The 17454-nt window shown below is 69.5% G+C and carries 18 protein-coding genes; 7 read left to right on the top strand and 11 right to left on the bottom strand.

The window, feature by feature from the left end:
* Window positions 1–828, top strand: coding sequence for an ABC transporter permease (locus J2S75_RS20475; RefSeq protein WP_307022927.1), 828 nt, complete (start codon window positions 1–3; stop codon window positions 826–828).
* 42 nt (window positions 829–870) lie between these two features.
* Here the strand turns inward: J2S75_RS20475 and J2S75_RS20470 are convergent, their stop codons facing one another.
* Window positions 871–2166, bottom strand: coding sequence for an NAD(P)/FAD-dependent oxidoreductase (locus J2S75_RS20470; RefSeq protein ID WP_307022768.1), 1296 nt, complete (start codon window positions 2164–2166; stop codon window positions 871–873).
* Window positions 2167–2211: 45 nt separating this feature from the next.
* Window positions 2212–3540, bottom strand: a complete 1329-nt coding sequence (locus J2S75_RS20465; protein ID WP_307022765.1) for an NAD(P)/FAD-dependent oxidoreductase — start codon at window positions 3538–3540, stop codon at window positions 2212–2214.
* Between the two features lie 360 nt (window positions 3541–3900).
* Between J2S75_RS20465 and J2S75_RS20460 the strand changes: the two genes are divergently transcribed.
* Window positions 3901–4653 carry an outer membrane protein gene (locus J2S75_RS20460; RefSeq protein WP_307022764.1) on the top strand — a complete coding sequence of 251 codons (753 nt, stop codon included), beginning with the start codon at window positions 3901–3903 and terminating at the stop codon, window positions 4651–4653.
* Window positions 4654–4731: 78 nt separating this feature from the next.
* On the opposite strand, the gene J2S75_RS20455 is transcribed toward J2S75_RS20460, so the two are convergent.
* Window positions 4732–5010 carry a hypothetical protein gene (locus tag J2S75_RS20455; protein ID WP_307022762.1) on the bottom strand — a complete coding sequence of 93 codons (279 nt, stop codon included), beginning with the start codon at window positions 5008–5010 and terminating at the stop codon, window positions 4732–4734.
* Between the two features lie 273 nt (window positions 5011–5283).
* Between J2S75_RS20455 and J2S75_RS20450 the strand changes: the two genes are divergently transcribed.
* Window positions 5284–5559: a hypothetical protein gene (locus J2S75_RS20450; protein WP_307022761.1), complete on the top strand. Its 276-nt coding sequence runs from the start codon at window positions 5284–5286 to the stop codon at window positions 5557–5559.
* A 12-nt stretch (window positions 5560–5571) separates the two neighbouring features.
* Here J2S75_RS20450 and J2S75_RS20445 read toward each other — a convergent pair whose 3' ends face one another.
* The 4 genes from J2S75_RS20445 to J2S75_RS20430 all read right to left on the bottom strand — a co-directional run bounded on the left by J2S75_RS20445 (window position 5572) and on the right by J2S75_RS20430 (window position 10342).
* The gene (locus J2S75_RS20445) at window positions 5572–6942 is read right to left on the bottom strand and encodes an NAD(P)/FAD-dependent oxidoreductase (protein WP_307022759.1); all 1371 of its coding nucleotides are present in this window, start codon (window positions 6940–6942) and stop codon (window positions 5572–5574) included.
* Between the two features lie 127 nt (window positions 6943–7069).
* Window positions 7070–9406 (bottom strand): glucose/quinate/shikimate family membrane-bound PQQ-dependent dehydrogenase, encoded by a 2337-nt coding sequence (locus J2S75_RS20440; RefSeq protein ID WP_307022757.1) that lies wholly within the window; start codon window positions 9404–9406, stop codon window positions 7070–7072.
* 175 nt (window positions 9407–9581) lie between these two features.
* Window positions 9582–9737: a hypothetical protein gene (locus tag J2S75_RS20435; protein ID WP_307022755.1), complete on the bottom strand. Its 156-nt coding sequence runs from the start codon at window positions 9735–9737 to the stop codon at window positions 9582–9584.
* Between the two features lie 107 nt (window positions 9738–9844).
* Window positions 9845–10342 (bottom strand): YciE/YciF ferroxidase family protein, encoded by a 498-nt coding sequence (locus J2S75_RS20430; RefSeq protein WP_244450126.1) that lies wholly within the window; start codon window positions 10340–10342, stop codon window positions 9845–9847.
* 168 nt (window positions 10343–10510) lie between these two features.
* Between J2S75_RS20430 and J2S75_RS20425 the strand changes: the two genes are divergently transcribed.
* Complete coding sequence (locus J2S75_RS20425) at window positions 10511–10912, top strand: DUF2177 family protein (RefSeq protein WP_307022751.1); 402 nt, start codon at window positions 10511–10513, stop codon at window positions 10910–10912.
* On the opposite strand, the gene J2S75_RS20420 is transcribed toward J2S75_RS20425, so the two are convergent.
* The 4 genes from J2S75_RS20420 to J2S75_RS20405 are packed head-to-tail and all read right to left on the bottom strand — an operon-like array spanning window position 10902 to window position 13835.
* Window positions 10902–11708, bottom strand: coding sequence for a DUF1295 domain-containing protein (locus J2S75_RS20420; protein ID WP_307022749.1), 807 nt, complete (start codon window positions 11706–11708; stop codon window positions 10902–10904). The genes J2S75_RS20425 and J2S75_RS20420 overlap by 11 nt on opposite strands.
* Window positions 11705–12586 (bottom strand): alpha/beta hydrolase, encoded by an 882-nt coding sequence (locus tag J2S75_RS20415; protein ID WP_307022747.1) that lies wholly within the window; start codon window positions 12584–12586, stop codon window positions 11705–11707. Before J2S75_RS20415 ends, J2S75_RS20420 begins: the two co-directional genes overlap by 4 nt.
* Window positions 12587–12588: 2 nt before the next feature.
* Complete coding sequence (locus J2S75_RS20410; protein WP_307022745.1) at window positions 12589–13275, bottom strand: ChrR family anti-sigma-E factor; 687 nt, start codon at window positions 13273–13275, stop codon at window positions 12589–12591.
* Window positions 13272–13835, bottom strand: coding sequence for a sigma-70 family RNA polymerase sigma factor (locus J2S75_RS20405; protein ID WP_307022743.1), 564 nt, complete (start codon window positions 13833–13835; stop codon window positions 13272–13274). The genes J2S75_RS20410 and J2S75_RS20405 overlap by 4 nt, the downstream gene beginning before the upstream one ends.
* 206 nt (window positions 13836–14041) lie before the next feature.
* Here J2S75_RS20405 and J2S75_RS20400 point away from each other — a divergent pair, with 206 nt between their 5' ends.
* Genes J2S75_RS20400 through J2S75_RS20390 form a run of 3 tightly spaced genes read left to right on the top strand, consistent with a single transcriptional unit; the run spans window position 14042 to window position 17436 of the window.
* The gene (locus J2S75_RS20400; protein WP_307022741.1) at window positions 14042–15388 is read left to right on the top strand and encodes an NAD(P)/FAD-dependent oxidoreductase; all 1347 of its coding nucleotides are present in this window, start codon (window positions 14042–14044) and stop codon (window positions 15386–15388) included.
* Window positions 15388–16170 carry a DUF1365 domain-containing protein gene (locus J2S75_RS20395; RefSeq protein WP_307022739.1) on the top strand — a complete coding sequence of 261 codons (783 nt, stop codon included), beginning with the start codon at window positions 15388–15390 and terminating at the stop codon, window positions 16168–16170. The genes J2S75_RS20400 and J2S75_RS20395 overlap by 1 nt, the downstream gene beginning before the upstream one ends.
* A 12-nt stretch (window positions 16171–16182) precedes the next feature.
* The gene (locus tag J2S75_RS20390) at window positions 16183–17436 is read left to right on the top strand and encodes an SAM-dependent methyltransferase (RefSeq protein ID WP_307022737.1); all 1254 of its coding nucleotides are present in this window, start codon (window positions 16183–16185) and stop codon (window positions 17434–17436) included.
* Window positions 17437–17454 lie beyond the last annotated feature (18 nt).

Genomic DNA, 17454 nt, shown 5'->3' with positions numbered 1-17454 from the left:
ATGCTGGCACCGTCCTACGCAACGCCGCGCGAGAAACTGGCCTATTTCCTTTTCGCCGTGTTCTGCACGCTGGTGTTCCTGTTCCTCGTCGGCCCGATCCTGGTGATCATGCCGCTCTCATTCTCCAGTGAGCCCTGGTTCACCTATCCGCTGCCGGGGCTCAGCCTGCGCTGGTACATCGATTTCTTCACCGATGAGCGCTGGCGCATCGCGCTGCAGAACAGCGGCATCGTCGCGGTGTTCTCCACCCTCATCGCCACCGGCCTTGGCACGCTCGCCGCGCTCGGCCTGTCGCGCGGAAACGTGCCCTTCGCCGGGCTCATCCTGTCGATCCTGATCTCGCCGATGATCGTGCCGGTGGTCATCGTCGCGGTGGCGATGTTCTTCGGCTTCGCGGCCGTGGGGCTGAACAATACCTATCTCGGGCTGATCCTCGCCCATGCCATTCTCGGCACGCCCTTCGTGGTCATCACCGTGACCGCGACGCTGACCGGCTTCGACCGCTCGCTCACCCGCGCCGCCGCCTCGCTCGGCGCCTCGCCCTGGACGACGTTCCGTACCATCACCCTGCCCCTGATCGCGCCGGGGGTCACGTCGGGGGCGCTGTTCGCCTTCGTCACCTCCTGGGACGAGGTTGTGGTGGCGCTGTTCCTCGCCAGCCCGGACCAGCGCACCCTTCCGCGCCAGATGTTCTCCGGCATACGCGAGCAGATCTCGCCCACCATCACCGCCGCCGCGACGCTGCTGGTCATTTTCGCCGCGCTGCTGATGCTGACGCTGGAACTGCTGCGCCGCCGCTCCGAGCGGCTGCGCGGCACGGGCGGCTGAGAAGAGACCGACGGAGCGGCAAGGCGGCGGGGCGGCCTTGCCTCAGCTGCCGAAGCTCTCGCGCAGGCGGTCCCATTTAAGCCGCGCCTTCACCGCCAGCGGCCAGGCGGCATGGCCGAGGATCGGCCGGATGCGGGTGACGGGCAGGTCGAGCGACTCGACCCCGCCCCCGGCGGCGTGGCGGGCCAGCATGCGCCCGGTGGCGGTGGCCATGGCGACGCCGCGCCCATTATAGCCGAGCCCGATGGTGAGCCCCGGCTCCGGCTCGTGCAGATGCGGCAGGTGATCCCAGGTCACCGCCACCTGTCCGTTCCAGCGATGCGTCCATTCCACGGCTTTGAGCACCGGAAACAGCCGCGTCGCCTGCTGGACGAGCGCGCGAAAATCCTCCGGCGCGGTGGCCGGCCGCAGCACGCTGCGCCCGCCCATCACAAAGCGGCCGGCATCGTCGAGCCGATAATAGGCATAGGAGGCCGACATCTCGTACAGCACCACGCCGTTCGGCATGATCGGCGCGGCGAGCTCGGCCGGCAGCGGCTCGGTGGCGGTGATGGAGGAATAGACCGGGACCACGCTGCGCCGCAGGCCGGGCCACAGGTCGTCGCTATAGCCATTGGTGGCGAGAATGACGCGCTCGGCCGTCACCCGGCCGCCCGGCGTGTCGATCAGCCAGCCACTGCCCGCCTTCGCCAGCCGCAGCGCCGGCGTGTCGGTGAACAGGCGCGCCCCCGCTTTCAGCGCGGCGCGGGCGAGGCCGCGGCAATAGGCGAGCGGGTTCACCTGTCCGCCGCGCCGGTCATGCGCGCCGAGAGGATAGAAGCCGGTGCCGGTGAGGCGGGCCATTTCCTTGCCCTCGGCGATCACCACATCGGCACCGCGCGCCGCCCATTGCCGCTGGAATTCGCGCACGCCCTTGGCGGCGCGTTCCGACAGCGCTGCGCGCAGCGTGCCGCCGCGCTTGGGCGCACAGTCGATGCGGTGGCGGGCGATGAGTTCGAAAACGAGGCCGGGGGCCTCATCGCCGAGCCGCACCATCCGCCCGCCGAGATCGGCACCGAAACCGCGCTCCAGTTCCTCCGGGTCCCATTTCAGCCCGGGATTGACCTGCCCGCCATTGCGACCGGAGGCGCCCCAGCCGATCTGGCTCGCTTCCAGCACCAGCGCGTCGACGCCGGCCTCGGCGAGGTGCAGCGCGGCGGAGAGGCCGGTATAGCCGCCGCCGATGATCGCCACCCGCGCGGCCGTGTCGCCCGCCAGCGCGGCGGTGTCCGGAGCGGGCGGGGCCGTTTCCCGGTAGAGCGAGCGCGGCAGGGGGCGGCGGGCGAGGGTCTGGACCATGGACGTGTTCCGCTCGGGGGGTGACGGATCGAGGGCGCGGGCGGGTCAGAGACCCGCCATCGGGCGCGGCCGTGAGCCGTCGAAGAAGCGCGACAGGCGGTAGGGCGCGGGGTCGGCGATCGGCGTGGCGCCGGTGACGAGATCGGCGACGAGATGGCCGGCGCCCGGGCCGATGCCGAAGCCATGGCCGGAGAAGCCGGTGGCGACGATGAGGCCGGACACCGTGTCGGCGGGCGAGATCACCGGAACCGCGTCGGGCGTCGCATCGATGAAGCCGGCCCAGCTCTGCACGATCCGCGCCCCGGAAAAGGCCGGGAAGCGCCGCTTCAGCGCGGCGAAGGCCTGGTCGAGATAGCCCTGGTCGGGCGCGGGATCGAGCACCCGCGCCGCCTCATAGACCGAGGGTTGGTCGAAGGGGCGCGGCGCGCTCTCGCGCCATTCGGTGACGAAGCGCGGCCCGAGCCGCAGCCGCAGCGAGGCGAATTCCATCTGCAGCGCGGGCAGGAAGGGAAGGGCGAAGCGGAAACTGTCCGGCACGATCGGCACCACGTTCACATGGCCATTGGCGATGGTGTAGCCGCCATCCTCCCGGCGCCGGAAGGCGAAATCATGGTCCCACAGCGCCGGGGTCGGGCCGCCCTCCACCGGCGAGGTGCGCAGCACGCTGGCCCGCACCTTCAATTGCGGCAGGTCGATGCCGACATCGCGCAGCACGCGCCGCGTCCAGGCGCCGCCGGCCACCACGACGTTGGGCGTGACGATGCGCCCGCGCTCGGTCACGGCGGCGATGACCTTTCCGCCGCCGGTCTCCACGCCGCGCACCGCGCAATCGGTGAGGATGATGGCGCCGCGCTTTCGCGCCGCCTCGGCGATGGCGGGCGCGGCCTTCTGCGGTTCGGCCCGCCCGTCAGACGCGCACCAGAGCGCGGCCGGCGGCGGCTTCGTGTCGCCGGGCATCTGCTCCGCCAGCCGGGACCCGCTGAGCATTTCGGCATGGATGCCGGCGCCGGCGGCCTCCTTCACCCAGTCGGCGAAGGAGGCTTCCTTCTTCGCGTCATTGGCGGCGAACAGGATGCCGGTCGTGGTGAAGCCGGTGGCGGCGCCGATATGCGCGTCCATGCCGCGCCAGAGCCGCAGCGCCTCGCGGATCAATTCGAATTCGCGCGGGTCGCGCTTGGCCTGGCGGCACCAGCCCCAATTGCGGCTCGATTGCTCGCCGGCGATGTGGCCCTTCTCGCACAGGACCACTTTGAGGCCGCGCTCGGCAAGATAGAGCGCGCTGCTGGTGCCGATGATGCCGCCGCCGACGATCACCACGTCGGCATGGGTCGGGCAGGAGGAGTCGGAGGCGACGGGTACGACCTGGGGTCCCATGATGGCCTGTTCACGCTGGTACGGACGTCCGGCTTTCATGCGCCGGACGGGACGCCAATGCTAGCAAAACCAGTGCCAAGGCGATGCCGCGATCCGGCAGCCTTATGGCCTCCTCTGTATTCCTTCCGCTGAGGAAAGGTAAAATAGTCTTCAGGAAATAAATATCATAGTACCTCAAACTGAGTCTTCAGATACGGAATCAAAGATAAAATGCACGGTGTAATCGTAGTGTTTAACGTAATATGGTGCGGTATCGGCGCCAAGTTCGTTTCAATCTAGCCGAGTGTTGCTCATTTGCACTACGCGAATCCCCTCAAATCGGTACATTCCCCGCCATGTAATCACCCTGGGGGAAGCGATATGAAGAATGTACTGCTGGGAGCCGTCCTGATGAGCGTCGCCATGCCGGTGGCGGCGATGGCGGCGGATCTGCCCTATCCGACCAAGGCTGAAGTCATCGTCGCCGAGCCGATGTTCTCGTGGACCGGCTTCTATCTCGGCGCCAATGTCGGTTTTGGCGGCAATGATTTCGACTACCCGTTCTCGGTTACGTCCGACGGCTTCCCCGTCGCCAGCGGCTCGGCGACGGTGGATTCGAGCGGCTTCTTCGGCGGCGCGCAGATCGGCTACAACTATCAGTTCATCAACAATGTCGTGCTCGGCGTCGAGGCGGATTTCCAGTGGTCGGGCATTGAAGGCAAGGCGAATGCCGGCCTGTCCGTTCCGCTGATCCCTGCCAGCCTGTCGGCCTCGGCCGGCTCGGAGATCGAGTGGTTCGGCACCATTCGCGCCCGTCTCGGCTATGCCTTCGACCATCTCCTGATCTACGGCACCGGCGGCGCGGCCTATGGCAAGGTGAAGTCCAGCATCGGCGTCACCGCTCCGGGCCTCCTGTTCAGCGAATCCGCCGACGACACCAATTGGGGCTGGACTGCCGGTGCCGGCTTCGAATACGCCATCAACAACAACTGGACGCTGAAGACCGAATATCTCTATGTCGATCTCGGCGAGACGACGGCGATTGCCGGTTTCCTGGCCCCGGGCGTCTATGGCGCGCTGGATGCCAAGACCACCTTCCACACCGTCAAGGCCGGCCTGAACTACAAGTTCTGAGCGCCCTTCTCCTCGGGCGTACATTGAAAGGGCCGCGCAAGCGGCCCTTTTTCTTGGGCTTCATGCCTGGGAAACGAGCTAGCGGCGCGATTCCTGCGCGCGGAAGCTCGGCAGTGCGCGCAGGGCGAAGGAGGTGAGGTGTTCGGGATCGCGCAGCCCGGATTTCGCCCCTTCGAGGACGGCGAAGGCCAGCAGGCTGCGAATGCCGTCGCCGAGGGGGAGGCGCTGGGACGCCTCGTTGCAGGCATGGGCAAAGGCCGTGTCGAGCAGCGCCACATCCTCGGGCTCATAGGCGGCCCCGGCCAGGGCCTCGTCGATGGCGAAAGGGCTGATGGTTTCGGGCATCTCGAATGGCACGCGCCGGCTCCTTGCTTCGGGAGTTCAGCGAAAGCTACGAGACCGGCCCGCGCTCTCCCGTCGGCCTGCTGAGGATCGCCGACGACGTGCAAGTGTAACACGCCTTACGCGTCCTCGGTGGGTTGTGGATACCTTTGCGCGCAGCCGCGGCGATTGTTGGGTCGCTACGTCGCAGATCTTCCCGTCTCATGGTGGGTTTGATCCATGACAGCGCCCCGTCCGTATTCTTTCCCTTAAGGTAAAGGTGCGCAGCCTCCAGCGTGAGCGAGGAAGATGGTCACGACAATCCAAGCAAAGGGATGGCTCCGCGCCAGCGACTTCGGCTCCGCCACGGCCAATTTCGAAATCCGGTTCGAAAGCGGCGGCGCTGTCGGCGAGGTGCGGTCTGAACTCGCCGTCATCACCGAGGCCAAGGCGGCCGGCCGCGCCAATCTGGTGACGGAAGCCGGCCGCTGGATCGCCATCCGCCCGCTGGAGATGACCGGCAGCCTGCTCACCTTCCGCGTGCTCGATGACGAGGCGACGCTCAACCGCAGCTTGGCCCGATGAGCGCCGGGCCGTTCACGCCGGCGGGGACAGCGGCCCGATCTCCCGCGCCGGGGCGGGCTCGACATCGCCGGTGATCAGCCGCGCCGCGCGCTGATAGGTGAGGTAGTTCCACAGCCAGGACATGGCGACGGTGATGCGGTTGCGCGCGCCGACCAGAAAATAGACGTGGACGACACCCCAGAACATCCAGCCGAGAAAGCCGGTCAACTCAATCCGCCCGAGCTTTACCACCGCCGCATTGCGCCCGATGGTGGCGAGGTCGCCGGCATGGCGGTAGCGAAAGCCCGGCGCAGCGGTGCCGGCCAGCCGCGCCGCGATGACGGCGGCGACATGGTCGCCCATCTGCTTCGCGGCCGGGGCGATGCCCGGCACCGGTCGCCCCTTGGAATCGGTGACCGCCGCCGTGTCGCCGATGACGAAGATATCGGGCGCGCCCGGCACGCTGAGATCGGGCGCGACCCGGCAGCGCCCGGCCCGGTCGGGGGCGACGCCGAGCCATTCCGCCGCCGGCGAGGCCCGCACCCCGGCCGCCCAGATCTTGGTCGCGGCCGCAATGGTCTCGCCCCCCTCCAGCGTCACATGGTCGGCGCCCATATCGACCACCGGGCGCCCGGTCATCACCTCGACCCCCATCGCTTCCAGCCGCTCGCGCGCATGGGCGGAAAGCCGCTCCGGCAAGGCGGGCAGCAGCCGCTCGCCGGCCTCGATCAAGAGAATCCGCGCGGTCCGGGGATCGACGCGCTTGAAGTCGGGCGCCAGCGCGTGGCGGGAAATCTCGGCGATGGAGCCGGCAAGTTCCACTCCGGTGGGCCCGCCGCCGATGATGGCGAAGGTGAGCAGGCGCCGGCGGGTTTCCGGCTCGGAGGCGACTTCCGCCCGTTCGAAGGCCAAAAGGATGCGCCGGCGCAGCTGGGTGGCGTCCTCGATATCCTTCAGCCCCGGCGCAAAGCGCGCCCATTCCGGGTGGCCGAAATAGGAGTGCGTCGCCCCGGTGGCCAGCACGAGGAAATCGAAGCGGATCGGGCCTTCGCTCGTCAGGAGTTCGCGGCGCGCGCGGTCCACGCCTTCCGCCCGCGCCATCAGCATGGTGATGTTGGCTTGGCGCGAGAGGATATGGCGGATCGGCCAGGCGATATCCGCCGGGGAGAGGGTGGCGGTCGCCACCTGGTAGAGCAGGGGCTGGAAGCAATGGTAATTGTGCCGGTCGATCAGCGTCACATTCACCGGCGCATCGGCGAGGCCCCGCGCCACCTGCAGACCGCCAAAGCCGGCGCCGACGATGACGACATGCGGGCGCGCCGCCGGCGCCGGGGCGCCGGGTTCTCCGTCGCTGCCTGTCCGGTCGGGCGCGTGGGGTTCGTCGCGTGAATCCTGTGCGGGCATGGCATCCTCATCCCTTTGATGGCGCCCCCGCCCCCTGCACGTCTCCCGTCGGGATCGGCATGCCAGGGTGCGCCATCCAAGCATCGGCGACGGCTCGGGCGCAACCCCTGCAAGCCGTCAGGCCCGCTCAGCGCGGCAGCGTGTAGGCGATCACATAGTCGCCTGCCTTCGTGCCGATGGAGCCATGCCCGCCGGCCACCTGCACCACGAACTGGCGTCCGCCCGCCTCATAGCTCATCGGCGTCGCCTGCCCGCCGGCCGGCAGGCGCTGCTGCCAGAGCTGGGCGCCGGTGGCGACATCATAGGCGCGGATATAGTCGTCGATACTGGCAGCCAGAAAGGCAACGCCGGACGCGGTGAGCAGCGGCCCGCCAATGCCCGGCACGCCCATCGGGATCGGCGGCAGCGGGAAGGGCCCGGCATCGCGGATGGTGCCGTTCTTGTGCATCCAGGCCTTCGTGCCCGTCCGCAGATCCACCCCGGCGACATAGCCCCAGGGCGGCGCCTGGCAGGGCAGGCCGAGCGGCGAGACGAAGGGGGCCATCCGCACGCCATATTCGCCGCCGGCATTCACGTTCAGCCCGGCCTCGCCGGCATTCACCTGCTCGTCGGCGTCGATCTCGTCCGAGGGCACCAGCTGCGAGGTGAAGGCGAGATAGGTCGGCATGCCGAACATCACCTGCCGCACCGGATCGACCGCCACCGAGCCCCAGTTGAACGTGCCGAAATTGCCGGGATAGACCAGCGTGCCCTGCAGCGAGGGCGGGGTGTAGCGGCCCTCATAGCGCAGCTGGCGGAACTTGATGCGGCAGGCGAGCTGGTCGAGCAGGCTCGCCCCCCACATGTCGGTCTCGCGCAGCGGCTCGGGGGCGAAGCTCAGCGCCGAGACCGGCTGGGTCGGCGCGGTCCAGTCGCCCTCGACGGCGCCGCCGGGCGCGGGCACCTCGCTCACCGGGAGAATAGGCTGGCCGCTGCGACGGTCGAGCACATAGATGTCGCCCTGCTTGGTCGCCTGCACCAGCGCCGGCGTGGTGCCTTGCGCCGTGGCGAGGTCGATCAGCACCGGCTGCGCCGGCACGTCCATGTCCCAGAGGTCGTGATGCACGGTCTGGAAGACCCAGCGCACGGCGCCGCTGGCGATGTCGAGCGCGACAACCGAGGAAGAGAAGCGCTCCACCGCCGGGCTGCGATGCGCGCCGAACTGGTCCGGCGTCGCGTTGCCGAGGGGGATATAGACGAGCCCGAGCGCCGGGTCGGCGCTGAACACCGACCAGCTATTGGGCGAGTTGGCGGTGTAGGTCTCGTCCGGCCCGAGCAGCGTGGTGCGCTCGGGATTGCCGGAATCCCACGCCCACAGCAATTCGCCGGTCATCGCGTCATAGGCGCGGATGACGCCGGAGGGCGATTCCACGGCGTAATTGTCGTTCACCGAGCCGCCGATGATGAGGCGGTCGTTCACGATCGTCGGCGGCGAGGTGGAATAGTAGAAGCCGCTCTGCTGGTTGGGCATGTTCGCCCACAGATCGACCGTGCCGTTTTCGCCGAAGCCCGGGCAGATCGCCCCTGTGAGCGCGTCGAGTGCGATCAGCCGCGCGTCGGAGGTGGGCAGGAACAGGCGCGCCGTGCAGGCCGGGGCTTCGGCGAGATCGGCCTCGGTCACCGCGTCGTCGCGGTAATAGGAAAGTCCGCGGCAGGTCTGGTGCTGCCGGTTGGGGTCGAGGCCGTCATTGGCATCGAAGCGCCAGCGCTCTTCACCGGTCTCGGCGTCGAGGGCGATGGCGATGTGGTGCGGGGTGCAGAGATAGAGCAGATTGCCGATCTTCAGCGGTGTCACCTGATAGGTGGTCTCGGCGACATCGTCCGGGCCGCGCACATCGCCGGTGCGGTAGGTCCAGGCGACTTCCAGCGCCTCGACATTGGCCGGTGTCACCTCGGCAAGTGGCGTGTAGCGTTGGCCCGCAAGGGTGCGGCCGTAATGATGCCATTCGCCATCGGGCACATTCCCGTCGGGAGCCGTCGCGCCGCCGGTCTGCGCCTGCAGCTGGCCCTCAATGACATGCGGGTCGCGCAGCAGCGCCGCGCTGGCGACACCGACGCAGCCGACCACGACCAGTGCCAGCACGGTGCGGCCGGCATTCCAGCCGCGCCGGCCCACCGCCCAAGGCGTGAGCAGCCACAGGCCGAGCAGCACCAGCAGCCCGCCGCGGGTGGCCAGCGGCCACCAGTCGAGCCCCACCTCCCAAAAAGCCCAGCCGAGCGTGCCCGCGAGCAGAAGCGCGTAGACCAGCCGCGCGCTTGTCCGTTGCCGCCACACCAGCACGGCGCAGAGGATCAGTCCGAGCCCCAGTGCCAGGTAGAACGGGCTGCCGCCGAGCGTCGCGAGCCAGCCTCCGCCCCCGGCCAGAAACAGGCCGATCAGCCCCAGCAGGAGGGCGGTGACGAGGGAGGAGGTGGAAACGCGCATCGGCCAGCCTTCCGAGTTCCGGGAGAGGGTGCGAGGCGCCCGACCCAGGACGGCGAGACCGACCGGAGCCGTCGCTCATCGCGACGGGGCCGCGCCGCCGGAGCGGCGCGGATGCCGGGCTAACGGGCGAGCGGGCGATGCGTTCCCGCGCCGCCGCCTACGGCTCATCCGCCGCCTAGCGCGCGGTGCTCAGGGCGAAGGCAGGCTGCGGCTGGCCCAGGCTGCCGCGCGGATTCTCGTCTTCCAGCACGAAGAAGGAGCTGATGAACCAGATCGCGGCAAGGGCGGCGATCAGGCCGAGCGCGAGGCGCAGGGCGGTGCGCTGGGGCATGGTTTCCCCTCTCGGATAAACGGATCAATTTGCCGGCAATTGATATCTTTGGCCGGCGGGGAGGTCACGAGGCGCCGGGCGTGCCGGCGCCTCCTGCCCGCGTCGCGTCACGCGGCCTTGAGGGCCTTCTGGTTGGCCACCTTGTCGGCCAGCGCGGTGAGGGCGTCGTCGGTCATCGACTCTTCCTTCAGCGTGGCGTCGAGCAGCGTCACCGCGTCCTTCATGCCGAGCACCTGCGCCCAGCGCTTGAGCGTGCCGTAGCGCGAGATTTCGTAATGCTCCACCGCCTGCGCGGCGGCGGCGAGGCCGGCGTCGAGCGCGGGCTGGCCCTTGAACTCGTCGAGGATTTCCTCGCCTTCCTCAAGAATGCCCTCAATGGCGGCGCAGGTCTTGCCCTGCGGACGCTTGCCGATCAGCTCGAACACCTGCTGCAGGCGCTCGATCTGGCCCTCGGTCTCGTCGCGGTGCTTCTCGAACGCCGCCTTCAGCTCCGGCGACTGCGCGCCGCGCGCCATTTTCGGCAGCGCCTTCAGAATCTTGCGCTCGGCGTAGTAAATGTCCTTCAGGGTCTCGTGAAACAGGGTTTCGAGGTTCTTCTCGGCCATGTCGGTCTCCGTCGCGTGATGTCCCCAAGCCTCGCGCCGACAACTTTGGCTGGCGTGCTTCGTTCCCACATCCCGGGCGGGGTTTTCGCGCGGCGGGCGCGGAATGATCCGCGCGGCGCGGCGCGCCGTACCCGCTGGCACATCCGTCACCGCTCCAGAGGCGCGCTCATGCCGTTCATCGTCGCTTATCTCTCGACAGGGCTGGTCTTCCTCGCCCTTGACGCGCTCTGGCTCGGCTTCATGGCGAGCCGCGTCTACCGGCCGCTGATCGGTGACCTGATGGCCGAGCAGCCGAACTGGCCGCCGGCGGTGCTGTTCTATCTGCTCTATATCGCCGGCGTGGTGTTTTTCGCGGTGCAGCCGGCGCTGGCCTCCGGACGCTGGACCACGGCGCTGATGCTCGGCGCCTTTCTCGGCCTGCTCGCCTACGGCACCTATGACCTCACCAACCACGCCACGCTGCGCAACTGGCCGGCGGCGATGACGGCGATCGATCTCGCCTGGGGCACCTTCGCCACCGCCGTGGCCGCCACCGCCGGCCTGCTGATCACCCGCGCCTTCACGGCCTAGGGGCGCGCCGCGCCGGGCTGGGCCAGAAGGCGTTGACCCGGCGCTGATAAGCGCGGAACGCGTCGCCGCGCGAGCGCAGCATATGCGCCTCATTCGGCGGTATGCCGGAGGCGTAGACCAGCAGCACATACATCAAGGCGGGCGCGAGCAGTGCGGCGGCGCCCGGCAGATAGGCGAGAGAGAGGGCGATGGCGGGATAGGCGGTCCAGCCCAGCCATTCGAAGAAGTAGTTCGGATGGCGCGTCACCCCCCACAGCCCGGCATCGCACACCCGCCCGCGATTGGCCGGATCGGCGCGAAAGCGCGCCAGCTGGCGGTCGGCAAGGCCGGCGCCGAGAAGCGCGCCGAGAAACAGCGCGACGCCGAGCCCGTCGCCCAGCCGCCAGAACGGGGCGGGATTATGTGCCGCCGCCCCGACCGCGACCGCGAGCACGAACCCGGCGAGCGCCTGCACCTGCAGGAAATGGAACAGCCGCCGCGAGGCCGCCGCGCCCCATTGCCGGCGCAGATCGGCATAGCGCGGGTCGTCATGGCCGCGCATCGTCCGCTGCAGGATATGCGTGCCGAGCCGGGCCGACCACAGCCCCACCATCCCCGCGACGAGCAGCTGGCGCGGCAGCCAGGGCTCGCCGCCGAGCGGCAGCAGCGCGGCGGCGACCCCGGCGGCGCCTGACGCGTAAGACCAGATCGTGTCCACCCAGCCATGATTGCCGCTGCGCTCCGCCACCCACCACGCCCCCGCCATGGCGAGACTGAGGGACAGGGCGACGGCGGCGAGAGAGAGGATCAGGGTCACCGTGTCGCTCCTTGCGCCGGCAGGCGCGCGATAAAGCCGCTGACATCGCCGAGCACCGGGGCGAGGAGGCGCAGCGGCGGGGCGAAGGCGCCGACGATCAGCCGGTGATCGAGATTCCCGTAGCTTTTCAGCTCCACCGTGCCGCCCTTGGCGCGCAGCTTCCCGGCAAGCCGCGTGCTGTTGCCGGGATCGACCGTGGTGTCGCGGGCCCCGGTGGCGAGAAAGGCGGGCGGCGCTGCGCCGGTGACGAAATGGATCGGCTGGCTGCGCCAGCGCTCCGCCTTCGGGCCGAAGATCGTCTTCAGCCTTTCGCTGCGCAGGGGCAGGAAATCATAAGGCCCGGCGAGGCCGACCAGCCCGGCCACGTCGCGCGCCGGGTCGAGCCCGACCGCCCCCAGCCATTGCGGATCGAAGGCGAGCAGCGCCGCGATCTGCGCGCCGGCGGAATGGCCCATCAGAATGAGGCGCTCCGGATCGCCGCCGTACGCGGAGGCATGGGCGCGGGCCCAGCGCACGGCGCGCGCGCCGTCCTCGACAAAGGCGGGGAAGCGTACCTGCGGATAGACCCGGTAGTCGGGAATGACGACGACCATGCCCCGGCTCGCCAGCGCGGCGCCGACGAAGCGGTACATGGCGCGCTCGCCCGAATCCCAGCTGCCGCCATAGAAGAACACCACGACCGGCAGGTCGCGTTTCCGGCCGGTCGTCGGCGTGTAGACATCGAGCCCATGGCGGGGGCCGGCGGCATAGGCGTGGTCGGCGCTCACCCGTGCCGCGTCCAGCCGCGACAGCGCGTTGAGCAGGGCGATGGGACTTTCAGCGGCGCGGGCGGGGGCCATCATCAGCAAGGCGAGGGCGAGCAGCAGCGCCGCGCGCATGCCTAGAGCCGGACGAAGGGCTGCACCAGCCGGCCGAAAAAGCCGTTCAGCCGCATGCTGCCTTCCAGCGCCGCCAGGCAGTAGCAATCGCCCTCGCGGTCGACGATGGGCTGGTGCTCGATCTCCTGGTCCATCTCGCTGAGATCGCCGGGCCCATAGCGGCCGAAGCCATCGGAGAAGGAGCCGGAAATCACCTGGGTGAACTCGGTGCCGACATGGCCGTGTTCCGGCAGCTTGCGCCCCGGCCCGACGCGCAGCAGCGTCAGCCGCGCCTCCGGGTCTTCCGGCAGCCGCACCGTACTGGCGCGCACGCCAAGGCCGATCCAGCGCCAGGGGCCGATCTCACAGTCCTGCAGCGGCGCCGGCAGGGGAATGCCGCCGGGCAGCGTCACGGGGGCGCGGGGCCTGGCGCGCGCTTCCAGATGCGTCGGCGCCGGGGTGGCGGGGGCGCGGGCGGCCTCCTCGCGGTCGATGGCGCGCAGGGCGGCGGCGAAGGCATCGGGTGCCATGGGAGCGGGCGCGGTCGCTTCCAGCAGCGCGCCGCCCACCGCCTCGAAGGCGGCGAGGCGCTCCCGGCAGCAGGGGCAGGTCGCGAGATGGACCGCGAGCACCCGCGCCGGCCCGGCCGGCAGCTGGCCGGCGGCGTAGCGCAGCAGCGATTCGTCGCTCGCGTGGTGGCGGATCGTCATGTGTGGCCTTCCAGAAGAACGCGCAGCCGCCCCAGAGCGAGGCGCACGCGGGATTTGACGGTGCCGAGCGGCAACCCCAGTTCGCGGGCGATTTCCGAATGCGCCTTCTCGCTGAAGAAGGAGAGGCGCAGCACGGTCGCCTGCTCGTCGGAGAGCGTCTTCAGCGCTTCGCGCACCCGCGCCTCACGCTCCGCCGTCAGCAGTAATGTTTCGCCCGAGGGGGCGGTTTCAACCTCGACCGGCTCCTCTTCGCCCGCCGAGGCGGTGCGCAGCCGCCGCAAATGGTCGATCCGCAAATTGCGGGCGATAGTGAAGATCCAGGTCGCCGCTCCGGCGCGGGCCGGATCGAAATAGGAAGCCTTGCGCCAGACCGAGAGCATCACCTCCTGGGCGATCTCCTCCGCCGTGTTGGGCGGCAGGCCGGAGCGGCGCAGAAAGGCGTTCAGCCGCGGCGCGAAATAGCTGTAGAGCCGCGCATAGGCCTGCCGGTCGCGCTCGGTGGCGACCTGGCCGATCAGCCGCGCCAGCTCGTCGCCATCCGGCACGCCGTCATCTTTCATCAGCCGCGTCACCGCCGACCTCCGCCGAGGGGGGGAGGCTGCGCCGGGCTCCGTGGAGCGGGAATGGTCGAGCGAGGCATTCATGCTTCCTTCTACGCGCCGGCGTGGCGGCTGGATCATTCCGCCCGCGAGTGATCCGCCGCCGAACCGCCCCCGTACACTAGACAACCTTCGTACGCCGCTCCACAGCCTCAGGTTTTCGCGCCATGAACATTCGTCAGGACTTCGCGCCCGGTTCGGCGCTGTCCATCGCCGTCATCGGCGCCGGCATCTCCGGCCTGTCGGCGGCGTGGCTGCTGGGCAAGCGGCACGATGTGACGCTGTTCGAGGCCGAGGCCCGGCTCGGCGGCCACTCCAACACGGTGGAGGCGGCGGGCCTGGCGGTGGATACCGGCTTCATCGTCTATAATGAGCGGACCTATCCCAATCTCACCGCCCTGTTCGCCCATCTCGGCGTGGCGACGCAGGCCACCGACATGTCCTTCGCCGTGTCGCTGGATGGCGGGCGGCTGGAATATTCCGGCGCCAATCTGCGCGGCCTGTTCGCCCAGCCGCGCAATCTCGCCTCGCCGCGCTTCGCCTCCATGCTCGCCGACCTGCTGCGGTTCTACCGCAGCGCGCCGCGCGACCTCGCCACCATGGGGGAGGAAAGCCTCGACGCCTATCTCGACGCCCACCGCTATGGCGCGGCGTTCCGCGACGATCACCTCTACCCCATGGCGGCGGCGATCTGGTCGACCCCGGCGGCCGAGGTCGGGCGCTATCCCGTCGCGGCCTTTGTCCGCTTCTGCGCCAATCACGGCCTGCTCCAGCTGGCCGACCGGCCGATCTGGCGCACGGTGACCGGCGGCAGCCGGCGCTATGTCGCCCGCCTGCGCGCGGATTTCGGCGGCGCGGTAGTGACGGGTGGCCCGGTGCGGGCGGTGACGCGCGGCGCCAGGGGGGTGAGCGTCACCGACGCCTCCGGCGTTGTGCGGCGCTTCGACCATGTGGTCATCGCCACCCATGCCGACCAGGCGCTGGCGCTGCTGGACGGGCCGACGGCGCGCGAGCGGGACGTGCTCGGCGCGTTCCATTACAGCCGCAACGAAGCCATTCTGCACGCGGATGCCAGCCTGATGCCGCGGCGCCGGGCGGCGTGGGCGGCGTGGAACTACCTCGCGGACCGCCGCGCCGACCCCAAGCTCTGCGTCACCTACTGGATGAACTGCCTGCAGAACCTGCCCGCCGACCGCCCGCTCTTCGTCACCCTCAACCCGGTGGAGCCGCCGGCCGAGGCTTCGGTCCACTACCGCGCCTCCTATGAGCACCCGCTGTTCGACACCGGCGCCATGGCGGCGCAGAAGCGCCTCTGGTCGCTGCAGGGCGAGGGCGGTGTATGGTATTGTGGGGCTTATTTCGGCGCGGGATTTCACGAGGACGGGTTGCAGGCGGGGCTGGCGGTGGCGGAAGCGCTGGGCGGGATACGGCGCCCCTGGACGGTGGCGGACGAATCCGGCCGCATCGCCCTTCCCCCCGGCTATGCCCCGTCCGCTCTGGCGGAGCTGGTGTGATGGACGGGGCCTCGGCGCTGTATGCCGGCGAGGTGATGCATGTGCGGCTGAAGCCGCGCCGGCACCGGCTGGCCTATCGCCTGTTCTCCCTGCTGCTCGACCTCGACGAGATCGACGGGCTCAACCGCCGGCTGCGGCTGTTCTCGCGCGGGCGCTTCAACCTGTTCAGCTTCCACGACCGCGACTATGCCGACCCCGCCGCCGGCCCGCTGAAGGCGCAGGTGGAACGCCTGCTCGTCGCGGCAGGGCTCGAACCCGATGGCGGGCCCATCCGCCTTCTGACCCTGCCGCGCCTCGCCGGCTACGCCTTCAACCCGCTGAGCGTGTATTTCTGCCACCGCCGCGACGGCTCGCTGCTGGCGCTGCTCTATGAGGTGAACAACACCTTCGGCCAGCGCCACTCCTATCTCATCCCCGTCGCCCCGGGGGAGGGAACGCCACTGCGGCAGAAAGCGGAGAAGCGCTTCTATGTCTCGCCCTTCATGGATATGGGCCTGACCTATGCCTTCCGCATTCATCCGCCGGGCGAGGATCTGCGCATTGCCATTCTCGCCAGCGATGCCGAAGGGCCGGTGCTGAGCGCGGTGCACAGCGCCACCCGCCGCCCGCTGAACGATCGCGAACTGCTGCGCGCGGCACTGGCCTATCCGCTGCTGACGCTGAAGGTGATCGCCGGCATCCATTGGGAAGCGTTGTTCATCTGGGCCAAGGGCATCGGCCTGCGCCCGCGTCCCAAGGCGCCCGACGCGCCGGTCACCGTTTCGCCCGCGCACCGACACTGAGGAAAGAGCCGCATGCCGCGTGACGCCGACATCTTCGCCGATCCGTCCACCGAACTCTCCCATGCGCATGAGGCGCCGGCCGCGCGGGCCGGCCGCACTGGCTGGCGCGAGGCGGCGCTGGCGCGTCTCATCGGCGAGCTTGCGATCGGCACGCTGACCGTGGTGACGCCGGAAGGACGGCGGCTGGTGGGGCGGGGCGCCCGTCCGGGACCGGAGGCGACGCTGGTGCTGCACCGCTGGCGGGCGGTGCGCCGGCTGGTGACAGGTGGCGACATCGCCTTTTCCGACGCCTTCATCGCCGGCGACTGGTCGAGCCCGGACCTGCCGGCGCTCATCGAGCTTGCCGCCCATAATCTGCCCGTTCTCGCCGGGCGCATCGACGCGCTCGCCCCGGTCCGGCTGTGGAACCGGCTGCGCCATGGGCTGCGCCGCAATTCCCGTACCGGCAGCCGCCGAAACATCTCCTTCCATTACGATCTCGGCAATGAATTCTACCGGGAATGGCTCGATGCGGGCATGAGCTATTCGTCGGCGATTGGTGTCGCCCCCGGCCAGACGCTGGAGGAGGCGCAGCAGGAACGCCTCGCCCGCATCGTCGCTATGCTGGAGGTGCAGCCCGGCCAGAGCGTGCTGGAAATCGGCTGCGGCTGGGGTGCGCTCGCCGCCGCGCTGGCGCGCGCGGGCGCGCGCGTCACCGGCATCACCTTGTCGCGCGAACAGCTCGCCTATGCGCAGGCGAGTATTGCCGCCGACCCGGCGCTCGACGGGCGCACCGATCTCAGGCTGCAGGATTACCGCGATGTGAGCGCGCGCTATGACCGCATCGTCTCCATCGAAATGCTGGAAGCGGTGGGGGAGGCGTATTGGCGGACCTATTTCGCCAAGCTGCGTTCCTGCCTGAATGAGGGCGGGACGGCGGTGCTGCAGGTCATCACCATCGCCGAGGACCGTTTCGAGGCCTATCGCCGCAACACCGATTTCATCCAGCGCCACATCTTTCCCGGCGGCATGCTGCCGACCAAGAGCCATATAGCCGAGCACGCCGCGCATGCCGGGCTGGAACTGGTGGAAACCCAGTGCTTCGGCCTCGGCTATGCGCAGACGCTCGCCGAATGGCGCTCCCGCTTCCTCGACGCCTGGCCGCGCATCGAACCGCTCGGCTTTGATGAGGCGTTCCGGCGGCTGTGGGACTATTACCTCGCCTATTGCGAAGGCGGCTTCCGCGCCGGCGCCATCGATGTCGGGCTGTACCGGCTGAAGGGCTGAACCTTCCGGCCCGGCGGC

It is taken from the genome of Ancylobacter polymorphus (assembly GCF_030813495.1).
Lineage (GTDB): Bacteria > Pseudomonadota > Alphaproteobacteria > Rhizobiales > Xanthobacteraceae > Ancylobacter > Ancylobacter polymorphus.
This window is presented reverse-complemented; position numbering and strand designations above follow the sequence as displayed.